Here is a 22,375-nt window from a genome sequence, read left to right as displayed (position 1 = left end):
TGCGGCGCGCTGCCGGAGGGGGGTGGCGCGCAGGCAGCGGCATCAACGCGTACCGACGGGGTACCCGCCATGTCATACCCGAAGAGAACCCCAACCGATCAAGGGTTTACGGGAGTTGATGATGGCGAGCTTCGGACACGGTACGCGCAGGCACCCCCGCTCACGTGGCCGGACGTGGTCACAGACCGGGACGGATCGCGCGACGCTCGGACTCATCGGAGTCATCTGCGCCGTTGCAGGCTTCTTCGTGCTGGGGATCGTTCTCGGTCCTGCCGCGATGGTCTGCGGCTGGCTCGCCATGGGCCGCGCCTGGTCGGGCTCCCGCCCGACCGCGGCCGTCGTCGCCCTGGTCCTGGGCGCCATCGACACGCTCCTGGCCGTCATCTGGCTGTCCGGAGCGGCCACACCGGGCATGGGCATGCTCTGACCCGGGTGAAGAGTGTGGGAAGAGCCCCCGGCCGCCAGGCCGGGGGCCCTCTCATGGCTCGACCCGCGTCCCCTTGAGCTCCGCCAACTCCACCCGCAGCGCCCGCACCTCCTCCGTCAGCTCCCGGATCGCCTCGGTCTGCCGCCGCTCCTCGACGTCGTCCTTCTCGAAGCGCGCGATGAACCAGGCGGCGATGTTCGCCGTCACCACACCGAGCAGCGCGATCCCGGACAGCATCAGCCCGACCGCCAGCATCCGCCCCAGCCCGGTGGTCGGCGCCATGTCCCCGTACCCCACGGTGGTCATCGTGGTGAACGCCCACCAGACCGCGTCCCCGAGGGTGTGGATGGAGGCACCGGGCTCGTCCCGTTCCACCTCCAGCACGGCCAGCGCACCGAAGACGAGCAGACCCAGGCACGACCCGGCTACGTACGTGGTGACCCGCACCTGCGACGCCATCCGCGCCCGCTGCCCGGCGAGGAACAGCATCGACACCAGCTTCAGCAGCCGCAGCGGCTGCGCCAGGGGCAGCACCACGGCCAGCAGTGCCAGCGGATTGCCCCGCACGAACCGCAGCCGGTCCTCGGCCAGCCACAGACGGACCAGATAGTCGGCGGCGAAAGCGGCCCACACCACCCAGTTGGTGACATGGCACGCGGTGAGCAGGTCCTGCGGAGCCCGTGGCGCCACGATCGGTATGGCGTAGGCGATCGCGAAGAGCACGGCCAGCGCCAGCAGCGGGCCCTGGGTGCGCCGTTCCCAACGGGCCAGAGTGGTCGAGGCGGTCATCGGGAGCGTCATGGAAGCATGGTAGGAAACGCGTGGGGCGGCACCCCTCGGGTGCCGCCCCACGCGTTTCAGGCCTCCAAGCCCCTACGCGTCGCCGCCCGCGGCCCCCGGGTCGGCAGCCGACACGTCGAGCAGCTGGTACCGGTCGATGGCCTGCTTGAGCACGGAGCGGTCGACCTTGCCCTCACGCGCCAGCTCGGTCAGCACGCCCACCACGATCGACTGCGCGTCGATGTGGAAGAACCGCCGGGCGGCGCCCCGCGTGTCGGCGAAGCCGAAGCCGTCCGCGCCGAGCGACTGGTACGTCTGCGGCACCCAGCGCGCGATCTGGTCAGGAACCGCCCGCATCCAGTCGGACACGGCCACGACCGGGCCCTGCGCGTCCGCGAGCTTGCGCGTCACGTACGGCACCCGCTGCTCCTCCTCGGGGTGCAGCAGGTTGTGCTCCTCGCAGGCCACGGCCTCGCGCCGCAGCTCGTTCCAGGAGGTCGCCGACCAGACGTCCGCCTTGACGTTCCAGTCCTCGGCCAGGATCTGCTGCGCCTCGATCGCCCAGGGCAGCGCGACACCGGACGCCAGGATCTGCGCGGGGATCGAACCGGACGTGCCCTCGCTGAACCGGTAGAGGCCCTTGAGGATGCCGTCGACGTCCACGTTCTCGGGCTCGGCCGGGTGCTGGATCGGCTCGTTGTAGACGGTCAGGTAGTAGAAGACGTCCTCGCCGTGCGGGTGCTCCTCGGAGCCGCCGTACATCCGGCGCAGGCCGTCCTTGACGATGTGGGCGATCTCGAAGCCGAACGCCGGGTCGTACGCCACACAGCCCGGGTTCGTGGACGCCAGCAGCTGGGAGTGGCCGTCCGCGTGCTGGAGGCCCTCACCGGTCAGGGTCGTACGGCCGGCGGTCGCGCCCAGGACGAAACCGCGCGCCAGCTGGTCGGCCATCTGCCAGAACTGGTCGCCGGTGCGCTGGAAACCGAACATCGAGTAGAAGACGTAGACCGGGATGAGCGGCTCGCCGTGCGTCGCGTAGGCCGAGCCGGCCGCGATCAGCGACGCCGTGCAGCCCGCCTCCGAGATGCCGTCGTGCAGCATCTGGCCGTTCGGCGCCTCCTTGTAGGCGAGCAGCAGGTCGCGGTCCACCGACTCGTACTGCTGGCCGAGCGGGTTGTAGATCTTCGCACTCGGGAAGAACGAATCCATGCCGAACGTGCGGTACTCGTCCGGTGCGATCAGCACGAACCGCTTGCCGATCTCCTTGTCCCGCATGAGGTCCTTGAGGAGCCGGACGAAGGCCATGGTCGTCGCGATGGACTGCTGACCCGAGCCCTTCTTCACGGTCGCGTACGTCTTGTCCTCGGGCAGCGCCAGCGGCTTGGAGCGGACCACGCGCGTGGGGACGTATCCGCCGAGCCCCTTGCGGCGGTCGTGCATGTACTGGATCTCCTCCGAGTCCCGGCCCGGGTGGTAGTACGGCGGCACGCCGGACTCCAGCTCCTTGTCCGGGATCGGCAGGTGCAGACGGTCGCGGAAGCGCTTGAGGTCGTCGACCGTCAGCTTCTTCATCTGGTGCGTGGCGTTGCGGCCCTCGAAGTTCGGGCCCAGCGTCCAGCCCTTGATCGTCTTGGCGAGGATCACCGTCGGCTGGCCCTTGTGCTCCACGGCCGCCTTGTACGCCGCGAAGATCTTTTTGTGGTCGTGACCGCCGCGCCCCAGGTGCAGGATCTGGTCGTCGGTCATGCCCTCGACCATCGCGCGCAGCCGGTGGTCGTCGCCGAAGAAGTGGTCGCGGATGTACGCGCCGGTCTCCGTGGCGTAGGTCTGGAACTGCCCGTCGGGCGTGGTGTTCATCCGGTTGACCAGCACGCCGTCGCGGTCCTGGGCGAGCAGCGGGTCCCAGCTGCGGTCCCAGACCAGCTTGATCACGTTCCAGCCGGCACCGCGGAAGATCGACTCCAGCTCCTGGATGACCTTGCCGTTGCCGCGCACCGGGCCGTCGAGGCGCTGGAGGTTGCAGTTGACGACGAAGGTCAGGTTGTCCAGGCCCTCGCGAGCGGCGATGGACAGCTGGCCCAGCGACTCCGGCTCGTCCATCTCGCCGTCGCCGAGGAACGCCCAGACGTGCGACTTGGAGGTGTCGGCGATCCCGCGCGCCTCCATGTAGCGGTTCATGCGCGCCTGGTAGATCGCGCCGATCGGGCCGAGGCCCATCGAGACCGTCGGGAACTCCCAGAAGTCCGGCATCGACCGCGGGTGCGGGTACGACGACAGCGCGTGGGGCGCCTTGGACTTCTCCTGGCGGAAGCCGTCCAGGTGCTGCTCACTGAGCCGGTCCAGCAGGAAGGCGCGGGCGTAGATGCCCGGCGAGGCGTGCCCCTGGAAGAAGACCTGGTCGCCGCCGAGACCGTCGTCCTTGCCGCGGAAGAAGTGGTTGAAGCCGACGTCGTAGAGGGACGCGGAGGACGCGAACGTGGCGATGTGGCCGCCGACGCCGATGCCCGGGCGCTGGGCCCGGGAGACCATCACCGCGGCGTTCCAGCGGGTGGCGTTGAGGACCTTGCGCTCGATGTCCTCGTTGCCCGGGAAGAACGGCTCGCTCTTGGTCGGGATGGTGTTCACGTAGTCCGTGCTGCGCATCTCGGGCACGGCCACGCGCTTCTCGCGGGCCCGCTCGATCAGCCGCAGCATCAGGTAGCGGGCCCGCTCCCGGCCGCGTTCGTCGACGGCGGCGTCGAGGGAGTCGAGCCATTCCTGGGTCTCTTCGGGATCGAAGTCAGGAACCTGACTCGGAAGGCCGCCAATGATGATCGGGTTGCGATCGGATGCGGAAGCCACGCTGTTCCTTACCTGTCAGAGGGCCTGCGAGGGCCGCTGTTTCGCTGTCGTCGCCGGGGCGTCGTCGCTGGGGGGCGCGCCGCTGTCAATGGTCCACCTCCGGGCCGGGAAACGTCATCTCTACCGAGCGGTAACCCAGACGTGAGATCGACTCCGTGACGTATGGGGCGAATACCTTCGAGTCTCGTACCCACAGACGATTCCCAAACGCCCAAACAGGGCAGAAAGGTGTGGTGTGCGTCACCTCGGGCCATGATGGTGTGCCTGAAGTTGCGGTGACACCGCCAGGATCGTCACCGTTTCGGCGGTCTGAACGGCCGGGTACTTGCGCGATCCGTCCCGCCCGTGTGGACTACGGCCAATGCTTCGCGCACGCGCGTGGCTGAGTTATTCCCAAGACATGATCAGGAGGCAACCCGTGAGCGCGACCGCGGACCACGCGGAGGAGCGGACGAACCCTGCCGCCAGGCTGGGGTTCCAGCCCGGGCAGGTGGTCCAGGAGATCGGCTACGACGACGACGTGGACCAGGAGCTCCGCAAGGCCATCGAGGGCATCATCGAGGCCGACCTGGTGGACGAGGACTACGACGACGTGGCCGATGCCGTTGTGCTGTGGTTCCGTGACGACGACGGCGACCTGACGGACTCGCTGGTCGATGCCACCACGTACATCGAAGAGGGCGGCGCGATCCTGCTCCTGACACCGAAGACCGGCCGTTCGGGGTACGTGGAGCCGAGTGACATCTCGGAAGCCGCCACCACGGCGGGTCTGACGGCGTCCAAGAGCGTCAGCGTCGGCAAGGACTGGAGCGGCAGCCGGCTGGCGACGCCCAAGGCCGCCAAGTCCAAGCGTTAGTCGTACGGCGGGGCGGGCCGGCGTCTGTCGGCCCGCCCATCGGCCTGTCCGGGTGTCTGCGTAGGGTGGTCCCACCCGAAAAGCCCCACGAAGGGACACCGATGGCGATCCAGGCCGGCGAGAAGGCCCCCGACTTCGAGCTCAAGGACAACCACGGCGCTGCCGTCAGGCTGTCCGACTTCCGGGGCCGGAAGAACGTGGTGCTGCTCTTCTACCCCTTCGCCTTCACCGGCGTGTGTACCGGCGAGCTGTGCGAGCTGCGCGACAACCTGCCGCAGTTCGCCGACCGCGACACGCAGCTGCTCGCCGTCTCCAACGACTCCATCCACACCCTGCGCGTCTTCGCCGAGCAGGAGAACCTGGAGTACCCGCTGCTGTCGGACTTCTGGCCGCACGGCAACGTCTCGCGCGCCTACGGCGTCTTCGACGAGGACAAGGGCTGCGCGGTGCGCGGCACCTTCGTCATCGACAAGGAGGGCGTCGTGCGGTGGACCGTCGTCAACGGCCTGCCGGACGCGCGCGACCTGAACGACTACGTGAAGGCGCTCGACTCCCTGTGACGCCGGTCGGGCGGCATGCGCTCGACACCCGCTGATTTCTCGGCTTCAGGGCCTGCGAGCGGCGGGAACCCGTCACTAGGATCGACTCGTTGATCCGACATCCGAGCACAATGGGGCATCCCGCCCCTGGACACCAATGGAGGACTCGTGGGAGTCAGCCTCAGCAAGGGCGGCAACGTATCGCTGAGCAAGGAGGCGCCGGGCCTGACCGCGGTCATCATCGGTCTGGGGTGGGACGTCCGCACCACGACCGGCACGGACTTCGACCTGGACGCCAGCGCGCTGCTGCTGAACAACTCCGGCAAGGTCGGCAACGACCAGCACTTCATCTTCTTCAACAACCTCAAGAGCCCGGACGGCTCCGTCGAGCACACCGGTGACAACATCACCGGTGAGGGCGAGGGCGACGACGAGCAGATCAAGGTCAACCTCGCCGCCGTCCCGGCCGACGTCGAGAAGATCGTCTTCCCGGTCTCGATCTACGACGCCGAGACCCGCCAGCAGTCCTTCGGCCAGGTCCGCAACGCCTTCATCCGCGTCGTGAACCAGGCCGGCGAGGCGGAGATCGCCCGGTACGACCTGAGCGAGGACGCCTCCACCGAGACCGCCATGGTCTTCGGCGAGCTCTACCGGCACGGCGCGGAGTGGAAGTTCCGCGCCATCGGCCAGGGCTACGCCTCGGGCCTGCGCGGCATCGCGCAGGACTTCGGTGTGAACGTCTGAACCGACCACCTGAAGGGCCCCGAGCCGGGGCCCGGAGGTCTTCTCGTCCGGCGCCGCACGGTTTACGTGCGGCGCCGGACGCGCAGGACCACCTCAGTAACACCATCGGGCCGGTGGCCCAAGGGGAGGGACAGCATCATGGGCGTCACGCTCGCCAAAGGGGGCAATGTCTCCCTGTCCAAGGCCGCACCGAACCTCACCCAGGTGATGGTCGGACTCGGCTGGGACGCGCGCTCCACCACCGGAGCGCCCTTCGACCTCGACGCCAGCGCCCTGATGTGCGGGGGCGGACGCGTGCTCGGAGACGAGTGGTTCGTCTTCTACAACCAGCTCAAGAGCCCGGACGGCTCGGTCGAGCACACCGGTGACAACCTCACCGGCGAGGGCGACGGCGACGACGAGTCGCTCCTGATCGACCTCTCCAAGGTGCCACCGCAGTGCGACAAGATCGTGTTCCCCGTCTCCATCCACATGGCCGACGAGCGTGGCCAGACCTTCGGCCAGGTCAGCAACGCCTTCATCCGGGTGGCCAACCAGGCGGACGGCCAGGAGCTCGCCCGTTACGACCTGAGCGAGGACGCCTCCACGGAGACCGCGATGATCTTCGGGGAGCTCTATCGCTATCAGGGCGAGTGGAAGTTCAGGGCGGTCGGGCAGGGGTACGCGTCGGGCCTGCGGGGCATCGCGCTGGACTTCGGGGTCAACGTCTCCTAACGCGTTATGAGCAAAATCCGGGCCCCATAGGGGTGCGGAGGGGGTCCGACTAGACTTCGGCTTCAAAAGTTCGCAAAGCCGGGTACGGCGCGGGGGAGCCCCGTACACACACGATTGGGTAGCCAGTGGTTCTGAAAACCTTCGGGTGGTCGTTCGCGGTCACCGCGCTCGGCCTGGTCGCGGCGGTCCTGTTCGGCGGGTGGACCGCGCTCGGCATCGTCGCGATCCTGTCCGTCCTCGAGATCTCGCTGTCCTTCGACAATGCGGTGGTCAACGCCGGGATCCTGAAGAAGATGAATGCCTTCTGGCAGAAGATCTTCCTCACCGTCGGCATCCTGATCGCCGTGTTCGGTATGCGACTGGTCTTCCCCGTCGTGATCGTCGCGATCAGTGCCCAGCTGGGCCCGATCAAGGCGGTCGAGCTCGCCCTGAACGACAAGGACCGCTACCAGCAGCTGGTGACCGACGCGCATCCGTCGATCGCCGCCTTCGGTGGCATGTTCCTGCTGATGATCTTCCTGGACTTCATCTTCGAGGACCGGGACATCAAGTGGCTCGCCTGGCTGGAGCGGCCGCTGGCCAAGCTCGGCAAGGTCGACATGCTGTCGGTCTGCATCGCGCTGATCGTCCTGCTGATCTCGGCGATGACCGTCGCCACCCACGCCCACCAGCACGGCGGCACCCACGTCGACAAGGCGGAGACCGTCCTGCTCGCCGGCATCGCCGGTCTGATCACCTACATGATCGTCGGCGGCCTCTCGGGCTACTTCGAGGACAAACTCGAAGAGGAGGAGGAGCGCGAGCACGAGGCCGAGGAAGAGGCCGAGCGCACCGGCAAGCCCCGCTCGGCGGTCCAGCTGGCCGGCAAGGCCGCCTTCTTCATGTTCCTCTACCTCGAGGTCCTGGACGCGTCCTTCTCCTTCGACGGCGTGATCGGCGCCTTCGCCATCACCAACGACATCGTCCTGATGGCCCTCGGCCTCGGCATCGGCGCCATGTACGTCCGGTCGCTCACGGTCTACCTGGTCCGCCAGGGCACTCTCGACGACTACGTCTACCTGGAGCACGGCGCGCACTACGCCATCGGTGCCCTCGCCGTCCTCCTGCTCGTCACCATCCAGTACCAGATCAACGAGATCATCACCGGCCTCATCGGCGTCGTCCTGATCGCCGCGTCCTTCTGGTCCTCCGTCCGCCGCAACAAGGCGCTCGCGGCCGCCGAGGGAAAGGCCGGCTCGGACGAGAAGACTGAGGTCTCGTCCGGGGTGTGACACCCCTCCCAGCGAGGAACGCTCTGTGCGGGGCGGCCGCCGAGGACTCCTCGGCGGCCGCCCCGTCGGTCTTCATGGGCCGTGGGACATGCGATGACCTGCGGTCTCCAAGTGAACGTGGGGGCGGAATGGGCCTGTTCGACGGACTCCGGCGTGGCGATGTGCAGTTCGACTCGGGCCACGCGGCGACGAACGCGATCGAGCTGACCAAGCGGCGCGCGCAGATATCACTCACCAAGCAGGACGCCGCCACCGGCCATCTGCGCGTCAACCTCAGCTGGCGGATGCGCACCTCCGACATCGGCGGCAACCAACGCGAGAGCCTGCTGCGCCATCCCCTCCGGGCCCTCAAACCCCCCGAGGTCGTCGGGCACAGCCAGAGCATGGTCAACGTCGACCTCGACCTCGGCTGCCTCTACGAACTCCAGGACGGCAGCAAGGGCGTCGTCCAGCCCCTCGGCGGCTACTACGGCGACGTCAACGCCCCGCCGTACGTCAAGCTCAGCGGCGACGACCGGTTCGGCTCGGGGTCGGGCGAGACGATGTACATCAACCTCGACCACCGCGACAGCATCAAGCGGCTCCTGGTCTTCGTCTACATCTACGACCAGACCCCGGCCTTCGACCGCACGCACGCCAGCGTCACGCTCTATCCGAGCAGCGGCCCGCGGATCGAGATCCACCTCGACGAACGCCAGCCGCAGGCCCGCTCCTGCGCCGTCGTCATGATCGAGAAGGTGAAGGACGAGATCGTGGTCCGCCGCGAGGCGAAGTTCGTCTACGGCTTCCAGGCCGAGCTGGACCGGCTGTACGGGTGGGGGCTCCAGTGGGGGCGGGGCTACAAGACGAAGGTCGACCGCTGACCGGGGGAGCCCCGGTCGGCGCCGGGGCGGGGCCGGGCTAGCGGCCGACGAACTGCGGGCCCTGCGGGGGCAGGTGGAAGTCCGGGTCGGGGGACGTGGTCGCGGCCGGCGGGTAGCCGTAACCGGTCTGTGCCCCCGCCGTGCCCGCCGCGGCCGCCGTCTGCGGGTAGCCGTACGCGGGACGGCTCGTGGGCTGCGGGTAGCCGTAGGCCGGCTGCGTGGCCGGCGGCTGCTGCGGATAGCCGTAGCCGGGCTGCGTGGGCACCGCGTTCGGCTGCTCCGGGGGGAGCGGCAGGGAGACCTCGGGGGCCTGCTGCGCGGGTACGCCGGTCGTCGGCTGCGCGGGCGTGTTCGTGGTGGGAGGCGCGGGGACCGTCGTGGTCGGCTCCTCCAGGGCCTCCGACTCGTCCACCGAGATGCCGAAGTCGGTCGCGAGCCCCTTCAGCCCGTTCGAGTAGCCCTCGCCCAGCGCCCGGAACTTCCAGCCCTCACCGCGGCGGTACAGCTCGCCGCAGATCAGCGCGGTCTCCTCGCCCGTCTCCGGCTTGACGTCGAAGTACGCCAGCGCCTCGGCGCCGGTGCCCGCGGCGTCGTACAGCAGGATGCGCAGCGCCTGTACGCGGTCGAACGTCACGCCGTCCGCCGATGCGACCAGCAGAATCCGGCTGACCTCCGACTCGACACCGGTGAGCTCTGTCTGGATCGTGTCGGTCAGGCCCTCGGCGACCCGCTTCTTGCCGAGCCGCCACACCTTTCCGGCCGGGTGCCGGGGCTGGTTGTAGAAGACGAAGTCCTCGTCGGAGCGCACACGACCGTCGGGACCGAGGAGCAGCGCGGAGGCGTCGACGTCCGGAACCCCCTGCCCGGGTGTCCAGCGCAGCACGGCCCGTACCGTGGTGGCTTCCAGAGGGACGTTCGACCCCTTCAGCATCGCGTGCGTCATGCGGTCATCCTGCCTTCTCGGTCCTGCTCACGACAACGCGGGGGGCCGCGGTCACGAGCGGCGCCGACGGCCGTGGCGGACTACCGTCGTCATGGTCGGGCCTCGCTGTGCTTGCCCGCGTTACCTGAAATTCATGCCTGACGGGAACCTCTGACGTGGACTTCTACGTACTATTACCGGCCACCTTTCATCGAATCGCAGGCCGCATCACCACCACGGGGGAGCTTCATGCGTCATTTCGGGCACATCGCCCCTGAGGTACGGAAGCGTCTCTTCTTCCGCGAGCCGTGCGTGTTCACCCCTGACTCCCCGGCGCGGCTGCTCGCCGCCGCCCTGGGCGCCACGCTGTACAGCCCGGCCACGCGACCTCGCCTGGCCGACGACGTCCTCAAGCAGGCCGGGCGCGGTGTGGTCTCGATGGTGCTGTGCCTGGAGGACTCCATCGACGACGCGGACGTCGGCCCCGGCGAGGAGAACCTCGTCCGCCAGCTCACCGCCCTCGACGACCTCCCCGACGCCGACCTGCCGCTGCTGTTCATCCGGGTCCGCGCCCCCGAGCAGATACCCGACCTGGTACGACGCCTCGGACCCGCCGTGCGCCGGCTGTCCGGATTCGTGCTGCCCAAGTTCACCGAGGAACGCGGCATCCCCTTCCTGGAGGCCCTGGCCACCGCCGAGGCCGAGAGCGGCCGCCGCCTTTTCGCCATGCCCGTGCTGGAGTCCCCGGAGCTGCTCTACCGGGAGTCGCGCGTGGACACCCTGGAGGGCATCTCCCGCGCGGTCGACAAGTACCGCGACCGCGTCCTCGCCCTGCGCCTCGGGGTGACGGACTTCTGCTCCTCCTACGGGCTGCGCAGGGGCCCCGACATGACGGCCTACGATGTGCAGGTCGTCGCCTCCGTCATCTCCGACGTGGTGAACATGCTGGCCCGCGCCGACGGCACCGGCTTCACCGTCACGGGGCCGGTGTGGGAGTACTTCAGGGTCCAGGAGCGCATGTTCAAGCCGCTGCTGCGGCAGAGCCCCTTCCTGGAGGTGCAGGCCGCCGAACTGCGCGAGAAGCTGATCGAGCACGCCATGGACGGCCTGCTCAGGGAGATCTCCCTGGACCAGGCCAACGGACTGCTGGGCAAGACCTGCATCCACCCCTCGCACGTGCTGCCGGTGCACGCCCTGTCCGTCGTCAGCCACGAGGAGTTCTCGGACGCCCAGGACATCCTGCGTCCCGAGCGCGGCGGCGGGGGTGTGCTGCGATCGGCGTACACGAACAAGATGAACGAGGTGAAGCCGCACCGGGCGTGGGCCGAGCGGACCCTGCTGCGGGCCGAGGTTTTCGGCGTGGCGAACCAGGACATCGGCTTCGTGGAACTGCTGGCCGCGGGCTTGCCGGGCTGACGGCGCGCGACGCTGCCCGCGGACACGCGGGGGGCGGCGGGCCGCCAAGGGATTCATGAGCATGCCGAGAAGACGGAGAAGGCGGAGAAGGCAGTGAACGAGGGGGAGCACCACGAGGTGCGCGCCGATGCGGCGGCCCACCCGGCCGGGGCGGCCGACGAGGCCGACGGCGTCTGGTCCGGCGACTGGGTCGCCGAGCGGCTCGGCGTCGAGCTCGTCGGCGACGACGGGCTGACCGGCCTGCTGGGGCTCGCCCTGCGCCGGAATCCCAAGCGGGCCCATCTGCTCGTGTCGAACGTGCTGGGCAAGCACGTACCGCAGTCGCCGTCCGTCGTGTACGGCTACGGCTGGGAGCTCGGCCGCCGGGTGCGTGAGCTGCTCGGCGAGGACGAGGCCCGCAGGGCCGTCGTCCTCGGCTACGCGGAGACCGCGACCGGCCTCGGCCACTGCGTCGCCGACGGGCTGGGCCTCGCCCCCTACCTGCACTCCACGCGCCGCCCGATCGCCGGTCTCGACCCGGCCGGCGGCTTCGAGGAGTCCCACTCGCACGCCACCTCGCACCTGCTCCTGCCCGAGGACCCGGCCCTGCTGGCCGGTGACGGACCACTGGTCCTGGTCGACGACGAGTTCTCCACGGGCAACACGGTGCTGAACACTGTCCGTGATCTTCACGCGCGGTATCCGCGGCGGCGGTACGTCGTGGTGGCGCTGGTGGACATGCGGTCACCCGCGGACGCGGGGCGCCTCGCGGAATTCGCCGGGGAGATCGGGGCCCGGGTCGACCTGGTCACGGCGGCTTCGGGGACTGTGCGGCTGCCTGAGGGGGTGCTGGAGAAGGGGCGGGAGCTGGTGGCGCGGTACGAGTCGGAGAGTGCGGCGGCGGGGGGTGAGTCGTCGTCTGCGGGTGCGTCGTGGCCGGTCGCGCCCCGCGGCGGAGCCGCATATCAACACAGTCCCGCGCCCCCAGACAAGGGCGTTGCCGTCGAAGCCGACCAGGAGGTCAACTCCTCAGGGGCGCGGGGAACTGCGCGAACAGCCCCCACCGGCCCGCACCCGGACGAGAACCGCACAAGCCCCCGCGTCACCCGCATCGACCTGCACTGGCCCCATGACCTGCCGGACGGCGGGCGACACGGGTTCACCCCCGCGCATCGGGAGCTCCTGGAGGACGCCCTCCCGGCGATGGCCCGCCGCCTGGCGCACGCTCTGCCTCACAGCGCCCGCCGCGTGCACATCCTCGGCTTCGAGGAGCTGATGTACGCCCCGCTGAGGCTCGCCCGCGAGCTGGAGCGCGACACCGGCCTCGAGGTCCGTTACTCCACCACCACCCGCTCACCCGTCCTGGCCGTCGACGACCCCGGCTACGCCATACGCACCCGCCTCGCCTTCCCCGCCCACGACGACCCCGCCGACGGCCCCGGCGAGCGGTACGCCTACAACGTCGCGGGCGCCGGGTTCGACGCCGTCGTCGCCGTCGTCGACTCCGCCGCGGACACCCCCGCCCTGCACGCGCCCGACGGCCTGCTGGCCCGGCTCGCCGCGCACACCCCCGAGGTCCTCCTCGCCGTCGTACCGTCGTACGCCCCTGAAAGGCCCCGCATGCTGCCCGAGCCCCTCCGCGGCCCCCACTTCTCCTCGTACGCGCCCGAGGAGGTCGGCTGGCTGCTCCAGGACCTCTCGGACGTGACGCTGGAGGCGCCGACCGAGGAGCGCGAGGAGGCGATCCAGAGCGGCGGTGCGCACTACGCGGAGTCGCTGCCCGTGGAGTACCAGCCGAGCGAGCAGTACCAGGAGCTGTACCACGCCGCGCTGGAGGACTCGGCGGCCCGGATCGCCCAGGCGGTCGGCGTCGTCACCGAGACGGTCCTCGCCGAGCGGTCCCCGCGTCCCGTCCTGGTCTCCCTGGCCCGCGCCGGCACCCCCGTCGGCATCCTCATGCGCCGCTGGGCCCAGCACCGGCACCGCCTCGACCTGCCGCACTACGCCGTGTCGATCGTCCGCGGCCGGGGCATCGACGCCAACGCCCTGCGCTGGCTCGCCGAGCACCACGACCCCCGGGACGTCGTCTTCGTCGACGGCTGGACCGGCAAGGGCGCCATCACCCGCGAACTCGCCCAGGCCCTGGAGGAGTTCGAGAAGTCCGACGGCATCACCGGCTTCAGCCCCGAGATCGCGGTCCTCGCCGACCCGGGCTCCTGCGTGCGGACCTACGGCACCCGCGAGGACTTCCTGATCCCCTCCGCCTGCCTCAACTCCACGGTCTCCGGCCTGATCTCGCGGACCGTGCTCCGCGCCGACCTGGTCGGCCCGCACGACTTCCACGGCGCGAAGTTCTACCGCGAACTCGCCGCCACCGACGTCTCGGTGGCCTTCCTGGACGCCGTGTCCGCCCGCTTCCCCGAGGTCGCCGACGCGGCCGTCGCCCAGGCCAAGGAACTCCTCGCGGCCGACCGCTCGCCCACCTGGGAGGGCTGGGCCGCCGTCGAGCGCATCAGCGAGGAGTACGGCATCCACGACGTGAACCTCGTCAAGCCCGGCGTCGGCGAGACCACCCGGGTCATGCTGCGCCGCGTGCCCTGGAAGGTCCTGGCGCGCGCCGGGGCGGGCAGCGACCTCGACCACGTGCGCCTGCTGGCCGGGCAACGCGGCGTGCCCGTCGAGGAGGTCGAGCAACTGCCCTACACCTGCGTCGGCCTGATCCATCCCAAGTACACCCGGGGCGCGACCGGCGCCGACGGCAAGGCGGTGGCCCTCTGATGCCCGCAATCGTCGCCAGCGACCTCGACCGCACCCTGATCTACTCCGCCGCGGCCCTGGCCCTGACCATGCCGGACGCACGGGCGCCCCGGCTGCTGTGCGTGGAGGTGCACGAGAGCAAGCCGCTGTCGTACATGACGGAGACGGCCGCCCGGCTGCTCACCGACCTGGGCGACGCCGCCGTGTTCGTGCCCACGACCACCCGGACGCGCAAGCAGTACCTGCGCATCAACCTGCCGGGCCCCGCGCCCACGTACGCGATCTGCGCCAACGGCGGCCACCTCCTGGTGGACGGCGTGTCCGACCCCGACTGGCACGCGCAGGTCACCGCACGGCTGGCCGACCAGTGCGCGCCGCTGGCCGAGGTGCAGGAGCACCTCCTGAGGACCGCCGACCCCGTCTGGGTGCGCAAGCACCGCGTCGCCGACGACCTCTTCGCCTACCTCGTCGTCGAGCGCGAGCTGCTCGACGAGGACTGGGTGAAGGAACTCGCCGTGTGGGCGGAGAACCGCGGCTGGACCGTGTCCCTCCAGGGCCGCAAGATCTACGCCGTTCCCAAGCCGCTCACCAAGAGCGCGGCGATGCGGGAGGTCGCGCGGCGGACCGGGGCCGATCTCACGCTCGCCGCGGGTGACTCCCTGCTCGATACCGACCTGCTTCTCGCGGCGGACCGGGGCTGGCGGCCCGGCCACGGGGAGCTGGCCGACACGGGCTTCACGGCTCCCTCGATCAGGGTGCTTCCCGAGCGGGGCGTTCTCGCCGGGGAGCGGATCCTGCGGGAGTTTCTGGGGGTAGTACGGGGCGCCTGAGGACTCGGGTGTCCTGGTCGTCGTGCGGGTGCGGCGCCGTCGTGGCCGGTCGCGCCCCGCGGCGGAGCCGCATATCGGCAGAGCCCCGCGCCCCTTCGGGGCGCGTCCCCTCAGGGCGTCGGAACAACCGCACGGCGATGAACGCCGCCACCGCCACCACCGCCACCGCGAGGACCACCTTCGAGTAGGCGGAGACGATGTCGGACACCGTGTGCCAGTTGGCGCCGAGGAAGTAGCCCGCCAGCACGAACGCCGTGTTCCAGATCGCGCTGCCCAAGGTGGTCAGGCCCAGGAACACCGGCAGACGCATGCGTTCGACGCCCGCCGGCACGGAGATCAGGCTGCGGAAGATCGGGATCATCCGGCCGAAGAACACGGCCTTGGTGCCGTGCTTGAGGAACCACGCCTCGGTCTTCTCGATGTCCGCGACCTTCACAAGCGGCAGCCGGGCCGCGATCGCCACCGTCCGGTCACGGCCGAGCAGCGCGCCGACCCCGTACAGCGCGAGCGCGCCGATCACCGAGCCGGCCGTCGTCCACAGCAGGACCGCGAGCAGGCTCATCCTGCCGCTGCTCGCGGCGAACCCGGCCAGCGGCAGGATCACCTCGCTGGGCAGCGGCGGGAACAGGTTCTCCAGGGCGATGGCGAGACCGGCACCCGGCGCGCCCAGCGCGTCCATCAGGTCGTTGACCCACTGCGGCCCGGCGTCCGCTGCGATGGCTGTCATGCCACCACGCTAGGGAACCGAAGCTGAAGGACTCCTGAGGAAACCCGGCAGCCGCGTCAGCCGCAGCAGCCGCCTCCGCAGCAGCCGCCCCCACCGCCGCCGCCCGCGCGGGGCGCCGGTGCCGGGGCGGAGGCCGAGCCGCCGACCGCGACCGTGGAGAGGAGCTTCACCGTGTCGTCATGCCCGGAGGGGCAGGCCGCGGGGTCGGAGGACTCGGCCATGGGACGGCTGAGTTCGAAGGTGTCGCCGCAGGTCCGGCAGCGGTACTCGTAGCGAGGCATGCCACCAGGTTAACCGGCGGACCTTGAGGCGTCGGCCGCGCTTTCACGCGTGCGTGAACGGCGTGGCAGACGACACCTGGGCGTCTGCCCGCGATGTGAGGGGAGGGCGTGAGCCGAAAGAGGCGCAGGGCCGAGCTGGATCGCCGGCAGCTCGCCGGCAGCTCGCCGGCCGGGAAGTCGGACCCGAGGAAGGCACTGAGCCCGGTGCGCGACTGGACGGCCGGACCGGTCGCCGGACTCACACTCCGTCACAGGCGGTCGGCCGGGCGGCTCGACGGGCCCTGGCTCGGACGCTCAGTGGCCGGCCCCTCGCTCCTCGCGGATTTCGGAGACCACGTGGGCCACGGCCCGGCGGACCGCTTCCGTCTCCGTGAGGAAGTGCCAGTAGTCGGGGTGGCGGCCCTCGAGACCGGCGACGGCACGGTCCAAGCGGGCCACTGCGTCGTCCAGGGGCCGGGCGTGGCGCGGGTCGGGGGTGTTGCGGCCGGCCATGGCGAGGCGCTGGGCGTCGCGGATGGCGAAGCGGGTGCGGTCGATCTCCTGCTCGGGGTCCTTCTGCACGGCGTTCAGGCGGTGCAGCCGGTCGCCCGCGGCGGAGACGGCCTCGTCGGTGCTGTTCAGCAGCGCCCGCACGGTCGCCAGCAGGGCCGTCGCGTCGGCCCAGCGCTGTTCGCCCCGGGCGGTGCGCGCCTCGGCCAGTTTGGTCTCGGCCCGGCGGACGTTCTCGGCGGCGGAGTCGGGGACGTGCTGCAGGTCCTGCCAGCAGGCCGCGGTGAAGCGGCGGCGCAGTTCGCTCAGGGTCGGTTCGACCTGCCCGGAGCGGGTGGTGAGGGCCTGGGCGCGGGTGCGCAGGGAGACGAGGCGGTGGTCGATCTCGGCGGCCCGGTCCGGCAGCCGCTCGGCCTCCACGCGGACCGCCTCCGCCTCACGGGTGACCCGCGCGGCCCGCTCCAGGGTCTGCGGGACGCCGTGCTGTCCGGCGCCCTGGTTCAGCTTGGTCAGCTCCGGCGAGAGGGCGGCGAGCCGGGCGGCGAGATCGTCCGCCCTGAGCCCGGAGGCGCGTACGGAGTCGAGGGCGCCGGAGGCGGCGAGCAGGGCCTGGCGGGCCCGTTCGATCGCGGGGGCCAGACGGGCCAGCTGGGTCTCGGCCTTGCCGAGGAGGGGCCCGAGGCCGTCGGTGAAGCGGTCCAGCTCCTGTTTGACCCGGCCGAGTTCCTCCTTGGCGGCGGTCAGCTCGGCCCGGGCACGGGAGGCGGCGGAGGCCTCCAGGTCGTCGCGGTCGAGGTCGTGGGCGTCGACGGCGTCGATGTAGCGGTGACTGACCTCGTCGATGCGGTGACCGAGGGCGTCGAAGTCGGCCACGGCGCGGCGGGCGGCGGGCGAGTCGTCGACGGCGCTGATCGTCTCGATCGAGATGCGCAGGTCACGCTGGGCGGTGTCGAGCTCGTAGAACGCTGCTGCGGCGGCGTCCTTCGCCGCCTGGGCCTCGGCCCGCTGGTTCTCCGCCCGGCCGCCGAACCAGCGCCGGGTGCCTCCGCCCGCGAAGGCGGCGGGCAGCGCCAGCGCGGCCACCAGCGGCAGCGCCATCAGGGCGAGCGCGTCCCGGAGCGGGCGGCCCGGCGTACGGGAAGCGGAGCGACGGGGGCGGCCCGGCGTACGCGGGGCGGGGCGACGCGGGCGGTGTGCACGCGGCACCGACGGCGAGTCCGGCTGTCCTGATGTCGCCGTCACATCCCTCTCCCGTGCTGTGGTCCGCCCTGCCCGGTGTCATTCTCCCACCGGTAGAAGACGAACACACGGGCCGGTCAGTTCGCTGTCCGGACCGTCACTTTCCCGTCGCCGGTCCGGGCGGACACCACATGGGCGCTGCTGTCGTCGCGGGGCACGGACACCTCCACGCCGCCGTCGCCGGTCTCGGTGGTCACACGGTAGGTCGCCCGGGGCACCGCGATGGTCACGGAGCCGTCGCCGCTGCGGGACTCCACGCGGTCCGGTACGACGCCGAGTTCGAGGCGGGCCGAACCGTCGCCGGTGTGTGTGCGGACGTTGCGGGAGGAGACGTCCGCCCGGATGGATCCGTCGCCGGTGCGCATCCGCAGGGGACCGGTGGCGCCGCTGACACGGATCGACCCGTCGTCGGTGCGCAGCTCGACGGGGCCGGTGGTGTCCGTGACGTGGACGGAGCCGTCGCCGGTGCGAATGTTCAGGGGGTCGTGGAAGCCGCGGGCCCGCACGCTGCCGTCGGCGACCCGGACCTTGACGGTGACGCCGCGGGGCACCTCGATGCGGTGTTTCGCGGAGCAGTCGACGACGATGCCGGAACACTTCATGCGCAGGACCAGCCGGTCGTCCCGCAAGGACCAGGTGGCCTTCGGAGCCGTGCCGATGGCGGCCTTGCCCTGGAACCAGCGGGTGACCTCGACCTTGCCCGCAGGGCCGTCGTCGGCGGCGACGATCTCCAGGGCCGAGTCGTCGGAGTCGACGGTGAGGGTGCGGCCCTGGAGGGCGAACGACCGGTGGTCGGGGTCCGTGTCGTCCTCGGCGGACGCCCCGCAGGCGCTGAGCCCTGCGACGAGCATGACGACGGCCCCGGCGAGGGCGGTGGCGCGGGCGGCGGCGGTGCGTGTGGTCATGACGTCTCCCCCTGGACGGACGATGGGCGCCCTGGGGCGCTCTACGACCGTATGGACCGGGGGCGCGCGGGGGGATCCGGCCCACTCCCGGATCGTGGGTGGGGTTAACCCCAGGCGCGGGGCCCGCCGCGGCCCCGCGATACGGGTTTGCGGGACCGTGCCCCGGGCAATGTAGGCTGTCGACTCGTCCTGGGCGTGGTCCGGGACCCGGGTGCGTAGCTCAGGGGTAGAGCGCCTGCCTTACAAGCAGGATGTCGGCGGTTCGAAACCGTCCGCGCCCACAAGACCGAACAGTGCGTCGGATGCCCTCCAGGGATGTCCCTGGAGGGCCTTTCCCGTTGCCGTGGCCCGGCGGCCGGAGTCAGTAGTTCGCGTTGGCGAGGAGCTCGCCGTCCTTGTCGTACACCGTGACGAGGCCGTTCTTGGACTCGTAGCAGGAGGTGAACGCGGAGGCGATGAGTTTGCCCTCGCCCTGGTGCGGGCCCATCAGGCCGCCGCTGAAGTCGGTGAAGACCTCCGCGGCGTCGAGGATGTCGTTGCGCTTGTCCGCGCCGGTCACCTTCGTGACGTGTTCGACCGCGGCCTTCTCCGTGTCCGTGCCGTTCTCGGCGACGCACTCCCTGAACTGTTCGGCCCGGGGCTTGTCCTCAGCCGGCTCGGCCTTCTCGGCGCTGTCGCCCCCGGCCTTGCCGTCGGCGACGGCGGCGATGACGAAGAGGGCGAGGTTGCCCGCGCAACCGAGACCCGCGATCTTGCCCACGCCGCGCTTCTTCGGCGGCTGGGGCGCCGGGGCGCAATAGAAGGGCTGCTGCGGGCTCTTCTCTACGATGGGCGGGTGAACAGCCCCCGCCTGCGCGCTCCGCGACTCGTCCGGGGGTCGTGGCATGTGCTGGGCGTGCTGGGGCTGTTGGTGGGGTTGCTGGGGATGCACGGGCTGGCGCCCGGGGGTGGTCTGCCCGGGCAGGGGCACGGGGAGCAGGCGCATGCCGAGCAGGCGGCCGTGCCCCGGAACCATGTGTTCGAGACGCACCAGCCCCCGGCCCGGCTCATGCCGTACGGGCACTGCGGTGACGGGCACGTCCAGCACGCCGACGCGACCTGTGCGTCGGGTGCCGTAGGTGGGGGCCCGGTGGTGCCGCCGCTCGTTCCCGACCCGGTTCCCGCGGGTGAGGGGGAGTCCGCCGTACGGGCGTATGCCGTCGTGGATACGGAGGGTGCCCGGGCCCCGCCTTCGCTCGCCGAGCTTCAGCTTCTGCGGATCTAGACACCACGCGTCACGCCGGCCGGTACCGACCGGTCGCGGCGTGATGCCTCCGTCGTGTCCGCACATCCCCAGTTCCATGCAGAAGCAGGAGTTCACGCATGAGCAACAGCATTCGTACCCTCGCGCGCCGTGCCGCCCTGGTGGTGGCGACGGGTGCCGCGTCCGTCGTTCTCGCCGCCTGTGGCGGTGACGGCGCGGACCGGGCCGCCGCCGGTCACGGCGACGCCGCAAGCCACAGCCCCACGGGGACCCCGTCCTCCTCCGGCGCCCACAACGCCCAGGACGTCGCCTTCGCGCAGGGCATGATCCCGCATCACCGGCAGGCGCTGGAGATGGCGCGGCTGGCCGGTGACCGGGCGTCCTCGGACACGGTCAAGGACCTCGCGGGGCGGATCGAGAAGGCGCAGGATCCGGAGATCCGGACCATGACCGGCTGGCTGAAGACCTGGGGCGAGGACGTCCCCGGGGCCTCCGGCGGCGGCATGGACCACTCCGCGGCCGGTCACTCCGGTATGCCCGGCATGATGGGCGCCGAGGACATGTCCGCGCTGGAGAGGCTGACCGGCAAGGCCTTCGACGTGCAGTTCCTGACCCTGATGGTCGAGCACCACGAAGGGGCCGTGGAGATGGCCCGGACCGAGCAGGGCAAGGGCCGCTACGGCCGCGCCAAGAGCATGGCCGACGACATCGTCACCGCTCAGAAGGCCGAGATCGGTGAGATGAACAAGCTCCTCGGCAAGAGCGCGAGCAAGAGCTAACGCCGCAGCAGACGACGCCGGTCTTCGGCCGGGTCGTAGCCGGCGAACGGCTGGCGGACGCCGTGTTCGGTCCATCCGCGAGGAAGGCGAGCCCGAAGTCGTCTCACGCCTGGACGACTTCGGGCCGCTCAGCCTCCGGCCCCACCCCCGTCGGTCTCCTCCGGCGGAGCCTCATGTGCGTGCTTCAGTTCCGAGCGGGCCGCCACCCGCTCGGAACCCGCGAGTTCGGACCAGTAGCGGTGGGTGCTGACGAACACCGCGAGTTCGTGCTCCCGCTGCCGGAGCTTCTCCACCTCGGCCTGTTCGTCTGCGCTCCAGCCGGGGGAGGCGGGCCGCTCCACCTTGCGCCAGCCGTTGTCGTCGCTGAAGCCGTCCAGTGGCACCACCGACCACGGGAGCCGCTTCAGCAGGGCCGACAGCTCGGCCCGGACCTGATGGAGTTCCTCCTGGCCGGCCAGGAGGTCACTCGGAAAGTCATAGGTCGCAGCCACAGCCCAATGATACGCCTGTTCGAATTTAGCAGGCGAGTTCCTTCCTGGGGTTCATGCGAACGGGCGCAGCTCGCCCACCACCCGGGCCGTCACCGGAACCGGAATCCCGTGCCGCTCGGCGGCGCGCAGCAACGCACCGCCGATGGCGTCCAGTTCGAGCGGCCGGCCGGCCTCGGCGTCGCGCTGCATCGAGGACTTCATGGACGGCGGGAAGGCGTCGTACCGGGCCAGCGCCTTGGCCGGGTCCGCCGGTCCGCCGCACGCGCGGCTGACCGCGGCCGTTTCCCCGACCAGGGCGGTCAGCTCGTCGCGGTGGTGGGTGCGGACCTCGCCCATGGGGAGGCCGTAACGCGTGGTGAGCAGGGCGAACGGCGCCAGGAACGACATCTTCGCCCACAGTGCCGCCGTCTCGTCCGCAAGGACGCGGGCGTCCGGACCGGCCGCGGCGAAGGCCTCGGCCAGGGCGTCGAGGCGGGCCCGGGGCACGCCGGCGCCGGTCAGGTCGATCTCCGCGAAGGGGCTGCCGTGCTCGACCTCGCCCGGAGCGACACGGGTCGACTCGACGCGGATCACTGCCGGGGCCACCCGGTCGGGCCGGTAGCGGGCGCGCAGGGCCGCAGGGTGTTCGACGCCGTTCAGGAACGGCACGAGGAGACCGTCGGACAGTACCGGCGCCGGGACCCGGCCCAGGGCGGCGTCGAGGGCCGTGTGTTTGACGGTGACCAGGCACGCGTCGACCGGTTCCCGCAGCTCGGTGTCCGCCTCGACGCGGGCCGTGAAGTCGCCGAAGCGGGCGCTGCGCACCCGGATGCCGTCGGTGCGCAGGGTCTCGGCGGTCTTCTCGCCGGACAGGCAGATCACACGGTGGCCGGTGCGGGAGAGCAGGGCGGCGAGCAGACCGCCCACGCCGCCGGGGCCCAGAACGGCCACGGTGAGTGCGTTCGCCATGAGGAGTTCCTCTCGTCGGTCGGCCCCGGGACGGTGGCCGCCTCGCAGCGATCATGGCAGGCATCGCTGTCCTACGGGGGCCGGAAGGGTGAGACTGGGGGCATGTGCCGGAGTATCAAGACGCTGCGCCCGCCCGCGATGCCCGAAGAGGCCACCGAGGCGGATGTGCGCGCTGCCGCCCTGCAGTACGTGCGGAAGGTTTCGGGATTCCGCGCCCCCGCCGCTCACAACCAGGAGGTGTTCGACCGCGCCGTGGAGGCGATCGCGCAGGCCACGGCCGAGTTGCTGGACGGCCTGGAGGTCCGCGGAGCCGGGGCACGGAAAGCGAGCTAGC

The 22,375-nt window shown here is 70.8% G+C and carries 23 protein-coding genes and 1 tRNA gene; 14 read left to right on the top strand and 10 right to left on the bottom strand.

The genetic code is table 11. The features are described 5' to 3' along the window. The first annotated feature begins 118 nt into the window (after positions 1-118). Entirely contained in the window at positions 119-427 is a 309-nt protein-coding gene (locus AB0B29_RS01110; protein WP_362232255.1) for a small hydrophobic protein, read from the top strand. A 51-nt stretch (positions 428-478) separates the two neighbouring features. On the opposite strand, the gene AB0B29_RS01105 is transcribed toward AB0B29_RS01110, so the two are convergent. Both AB0B29_RS01105 and aceE read right to left on the bottom strand, forming a co-directional pair. Continuing rightward, positions 479-1,228 (bottom strand): potassium channel family protein, encoded by a 750-nt coding sequence (locus AB0B29_RS01105; RefSeq protein WP_362232252.1) that lies wholly within the window; start codon positions 1,226-1,228, stop codon positions 479-481. Between the two features lie 72 nt (positions 1,229-1,300). Next, positions 1,301-4,048, bottom strand: a complete 2,748-nt coding sequence (gene aceE / locus AB0B29_RS01100; RefSeq protein ID WP_362232249.1) for a pyruvate dehydrogenase (acetyl-transferring), homodimeric type — start codon at positions 4,046-4,048, stop codon at positions 1,301-1,303. 418 nt (positions 4,049-4,466) lie between these two features. Between aceE and AB0B29_RS01095 the strand changes: the two genes are divergently transcribed. From AB0B29_RS01095 to AB0B29_RS01070, 6 genes are all read left to right on the top strand, one after another. Further along, positions 4,467-4,904, top strand: a complete 438-nt coding sequence (locus tag AB0B29_RS01095) for a DUF3052 domain-containing protein (RefSeq protein ID WP_031104104.1) — start codon at positions 4,467-4,469, stop codon at positions 4,902-4,904. Positions 4,905-5,005: 101 nt separating this feature from the next. After that, a complete protein-coding gene (locus AB0B29_RS01090; RefSeq protein ID WP_362232248.1) occupies positions 5,006-5,464 on the top strand; it encodes a peroxiredoxin in 459 nt (152 codons plus the stop codon). A gap of 147 nt (positions 5,465-5,611) precedes the next feature. After that, positions 5,612-6,187: a TerD family protein gene (locus AB0B29_RS01085; RefSeq protein ID WP_142164199.1), complete on the top strand. Its 576-nt coding sequence runs from the start codon at positions 5,612-5,614 to the stop codon at positions 6,185-6,187. Between the two features lie 138 nt (positions 6,188-6,325). Continuing rightward, positions 6,326-6,901: a TerD family protein gene (locus tag AB0B29_RS01080; RefSeq protein WP_053672145.1), complete on the top strand. Its 576-nt coding sequence runs from the start codon at positions 6,326-6,328 to the stop codon at positions 6,899-6,901. Between the two features lie 125 nt (positions 6,902-7,026). Then, a complete protein-coding gene (locus AB0B29_RS01075) occupies positions 7,027-8,172 on the top strand; it encodes a DUF475 domain-containing protein (RefSeq protein ID WP_362232244.1) in 1,146 nt (381 codons plus the stop codon). 128 nt (positions 8,173-8,300) lie between these two features. After that, positions 8,301-9,035: a TerD family protein gene (locus AB0B29_RS01070; protein ID WP_362232242.1), complete on the top strand. Its 735-nt coding sequence runs from the start codon at positions 8,301-8,303 to the stop codon at positions 9,033-9,035. A gap of 37 nt (positions 9,036-9,072) precedes the next feature. On the opposite strand, the gene AB0B29_RS01065 is transcribed toward AB0B29_RS01070, so the two are convergent. Beyond that, a complete protein-coding gene (locus tag AB0B29_RS01065; RefSeq protein ID WP_362232239.1) occupies positions 9,073-9,978 on the bottom strand; it encodes a TerD family protein in 906 nt (301 codons plus the stop codon). Positions 9,979-10,206: 228 nt separating this feature from the next. On the opposite strand from AB0B29_RS01065, the gene AB0B29_RS01060 reads away from it, so the two are divergent. The 3 genes from AB0B29_RS01060 (at position 10,207) to AB0B29_RS01050 (ending at position 14,939) form a co-directional block, all read left to right on the top strand. After that, a complete protein-coding gene (locus AB0B29_RS01060) occupies positions 10,207-11,373 on the top strand; it encodes an HpcH/HpaI aldolase/citrate lyase family protein (RefSeq protein ID WP_362232237.1) in 1,167 nt (388 codons plus the stop codon). A 117-nt stretch (positions 11,374-11,490) separates the two neighbouring features. Then, positions 11,491-14,130 (top strand): phosphoribosyltransferase, encoded by a 2,640-nt coding sequence (locus AB0B29_RS01055; RefSeq protein ID WP_362233858.1) that lies wholly within the window; start codon positions 11,491-11,493, stop codon positions 14,128-14,130. After that, positions 14,130-14,939: an HAD family hydrolase gene (locus tag AB0B29_RS01050; protein ID WP_362232234.1), complete on the top strand. Its 810-nt coding sequence runs from the start codon at positions 14,130-14,132 to the stop codon at positions 14,937-14,939. Before AB0B29_RS01055 ends, AB0B29_RS01050 begins: the two co-directional genes overlap by 1 nt. Here the strand turns inward: AB0B29_RS01050 and AB0B29_RS01045 are convergent. From AB0B29_RS01045 to AB0B29_RS01030, 4 genes are all read right to left on the bottom strand, one after another. Then, on the bottom strand, positions 14,860-15,666 hold the full coding sequence (locus tag AB0B29_RS01045) for a DedA family protein (RefSeq protein ID WP_362232232.1): 807 nt from the start codon (positions 15,664-15,666) through the stop codon (positions 14,860-14,862). The genes AB0B29_RS01050 and AB0B29_RS01045 overlap by 80 nt on opposite strands. Positions 15,667-15,722: 56 nt before the next feature. After that, the gene (locus AB0B29_RS01040) at positions 15,723-15,947 is read right to left on the bottom strand and encodes an FmdB family zinc ribbon protein (RefSeq protein WP_104780813.1); all 225 of its coding nucleotides are present in this window, start codon (positions 15,945-15,947) and stop codon (positions 15,723-15,725) included. Between the two features lie 294 nt (positions 15,948-16,241). Further along, a complete protein-coding gene (locus AB0B29_RS01035) occupies positions 16,242-17,678 on the bottom strand; it encodes a hypothetical protein (protein ID WP_362232230.1) in 1,437 nt (478 codons plus the stop codon). A gap of 74 nt (positions 17,679-17,752) precedes the next feature. Then, positions 17,753-18,580, bottom strand: coding sequence for a DUF4097 family beta strand repeat-containing protein (locus AB0B29_RS01030; protein ID WP_362232227.1), 828 nt, complete (start codon positions 18,578-18,580; stop codon positions 17,753-17,755). Positions 18,581-18,789: 209 nt separating this feature from the next. Here AB0B29_RS01030 and AB0B29_RS01025 point away from each other — a divergent pair. After that, positions 18,790-18,861: transfer RNA gene (locus tag AB0B29_RS01025), tRNA-Val, on the top strand. An 80-nt stretch (positions 18,862-18,941) separates the two neighbouring features. Here the strand turns inward: AB0B29_RS01025 and AB0B29_RS01020 are convergent. Continuing rightward, positions 18,942-19,340, bottom strand: a complete 399-nt coding sequence (locus AB0B29_RS01020; RefSeq protein WP_362232224.1) for a hypothetical protein — start codon at positions 19,338-19,340, stop codon at positions 18,942-18,944. 75 nt (positions 19,341-19,415) lie between these two features. On the opposite strand from AB0B29_RS01020, the gene AB0B29_RS01015 reads away from it, so the two are divergent. After that, positions 19,416-19,844 (top strand): DUF6153 family protein, encoded by a 429-nt coding sequence (locus tag AB0B29_RS01015; protein WP_362232222.1) that lies wholly within the window; start codon positions 19,416-19,418, stop codon positions 19,842-19,844. A gap of 98 nt (positions 19,845-19,942) precedes the next feature. Then, the gene (locus AB0B29_RS01010; protein WP_362232219.1) at positions 19,943-20,602 is read left to right on the top strand and encodes a DUF305 domain-containing protein; all 660 of its coding nucleotides are present in this window, start codon (positions 19,943-19,945) and stop codon (positions 20,600-20,602) included. A gap of 128 nt (positions 20,603-20,730) precedes the next feature. Here AB0B29_RS01010 and AB0B29_RS01005 read toward each other — a convergent pair whose 3' ends face one another. Both AB0B29_RS01005 and AB0B29_RS01000 read right to left on the bottom strand, forming a co-directional pair. Further along, positions 20,731-21,093, bottom strand: a complete 363-nt coding sequence (locus AB0B29_RS01005) for a hypothetical protein (protein ID WP_362232216.1) — start codon at positions 21,091-21,093, stop codon at positions 20,731-20,733. A gap of 51 nt (positions 21,094-21,144) precedes the next feature. Beyond that, positions 21,145-22,041, bottom strand: coding sequence for a ketopantoate reductase family protein (locus AB0B29_RS01000; RefSeq protein WP_362232213.1), 897 nt, complete (start codon positions 22,039-22,041; stop codon positions 21,145-21,147). A gap of 102 nt (positions 22,042-22,143) precedes the next feature. On the opposite strand from AB0B29_RS01000, the gene AB0B29_RS00995 reads away from it, so the two are divergent. Further along, complete coding sequence (locus tag AB0B29_RS00995; protein WP_234845278.1) at positions 22,144-22,374, top strand: DUF2277 domain-containing protein; 231 nt, start codon at positions 22,144-22,146, stop codon at positions 22,372-22,374. The last annotated feature ends 1 nt before the right edge of the window (position 22,375 follow it).

The sequence above is a fragment of the Streptomyces tibetensis genome (assembly GCF_040647715.1).
GTDB classification, from domain to species: Bacteria; Actinomycetota; Actinomycetes; order Streptomycetales; family Streptomycetaceae; genus Streptomyces; species Streptomyces tibetensis_A.
This window is presented reverse-complemented; position numbering and strand designations above follow the sequence as displayed.

Bases quoted from the DNA above. Each gene is read 5' to 3' on its own strand.
- AB0B29_RS01110 (WP_362232255.1), top strand. From the start codon at position 119: ATGATGGCGAGCTTCGGACACGGTACGCGCAGGCACCCCCGCTCACGT.
- AB0B29_RS01105 (WP_362232252.1), bottom strand. From the start codon at position 1,228: ATGACGCTCCCGATGACCGCCTCGACCACTCTGGCCCGTTGGGAACGG.
- AB0B29_RS01090 (WP_362232248.1), top strand. From the start codon at position 5,006: ATGGCGATCCAGGCCGGCGAGAAGGCCCCCGACTTCGAGCTCAAGGAC.
- AB0B29_RS01080 (WP_053672145.1), top strand. From the start codon at position 6,326: ATGGGCGTCACGCTCGCCAAAGGGGGCAATGTCTCCCTGTCCAAGGCC.
- AB0B29_RS01070 (WP_362232242.1), top strand. From the start codon at position 8,301: ATGGGCCTGTTCGACGGACTCCGGCGTGGCGATGTGCAGTTCGACTCG.
- AB0B29_RS01065 (WP_362232239.1), bottom strand. From the start codon at position 9,978: ATGACGCACGCGATGCTGAAGGGGTCGAACGTCCCTCTGGAAGCCACC.
- AB0B29_RS01060 (WP_362232237.1), top strand. From the start codon at position 10,207: ATGCGTCATTTCGGGCACATCGCCCCTGAGGTACGGAAGCGTCTCTTC.
- AB0B29_RS01050 (WP_362232234.1), top strand. From the start codon at position 14,130: ATGCCCGCAATCGTCGCCAGCGACCTCGACCGCACCCTGATCTACTCC.
- AB0B29_RS01045 (WP_362232232.1), bottom strand. From the start codon at position 15,666: ATGACAGCCATCGCAGCGGACGCCGGGCCGCAGTGGGTCAACGACCTG.
- AB0B29_RS01040 (WP_104780813.1), bottom strand. From the start codon at position 15,947: ATGCCTCGCTACGAGTACCGCTGCCGGACCTGCGGCGACACCTTCGAA.
- AB0B29_RS01030 (WP_362232227.1), bottom strand. From the start codon at position 18,580: ATGACCACACGCACCGCCGCCGCCCGCGCCACCGCCCTCGCCGGGGCC.
- AB0B29_RS01010 (WP_362232219.1), top strand. From the start codon at position 19,943: ATGAGCAACAGCATTCGTACCCTCGCGCGCCGTGCCGCCCTGGTGGTG.
- AB0B29_RS01000 (WP_362232213.1), bottom strand. From the start codon at position 22,041: ATGGCGAACGCACTCACCGTGGCCGTTCTGGGCCCCGGCGGCGTGGGC.
- AB0B29_RS00995 (WP_234845278.1), top strand. From the start codon at position 22,144: ATGTGCCGGAGTATCAAGACGCTGCGCCCGCCCGCGATGCCCGAAGAG.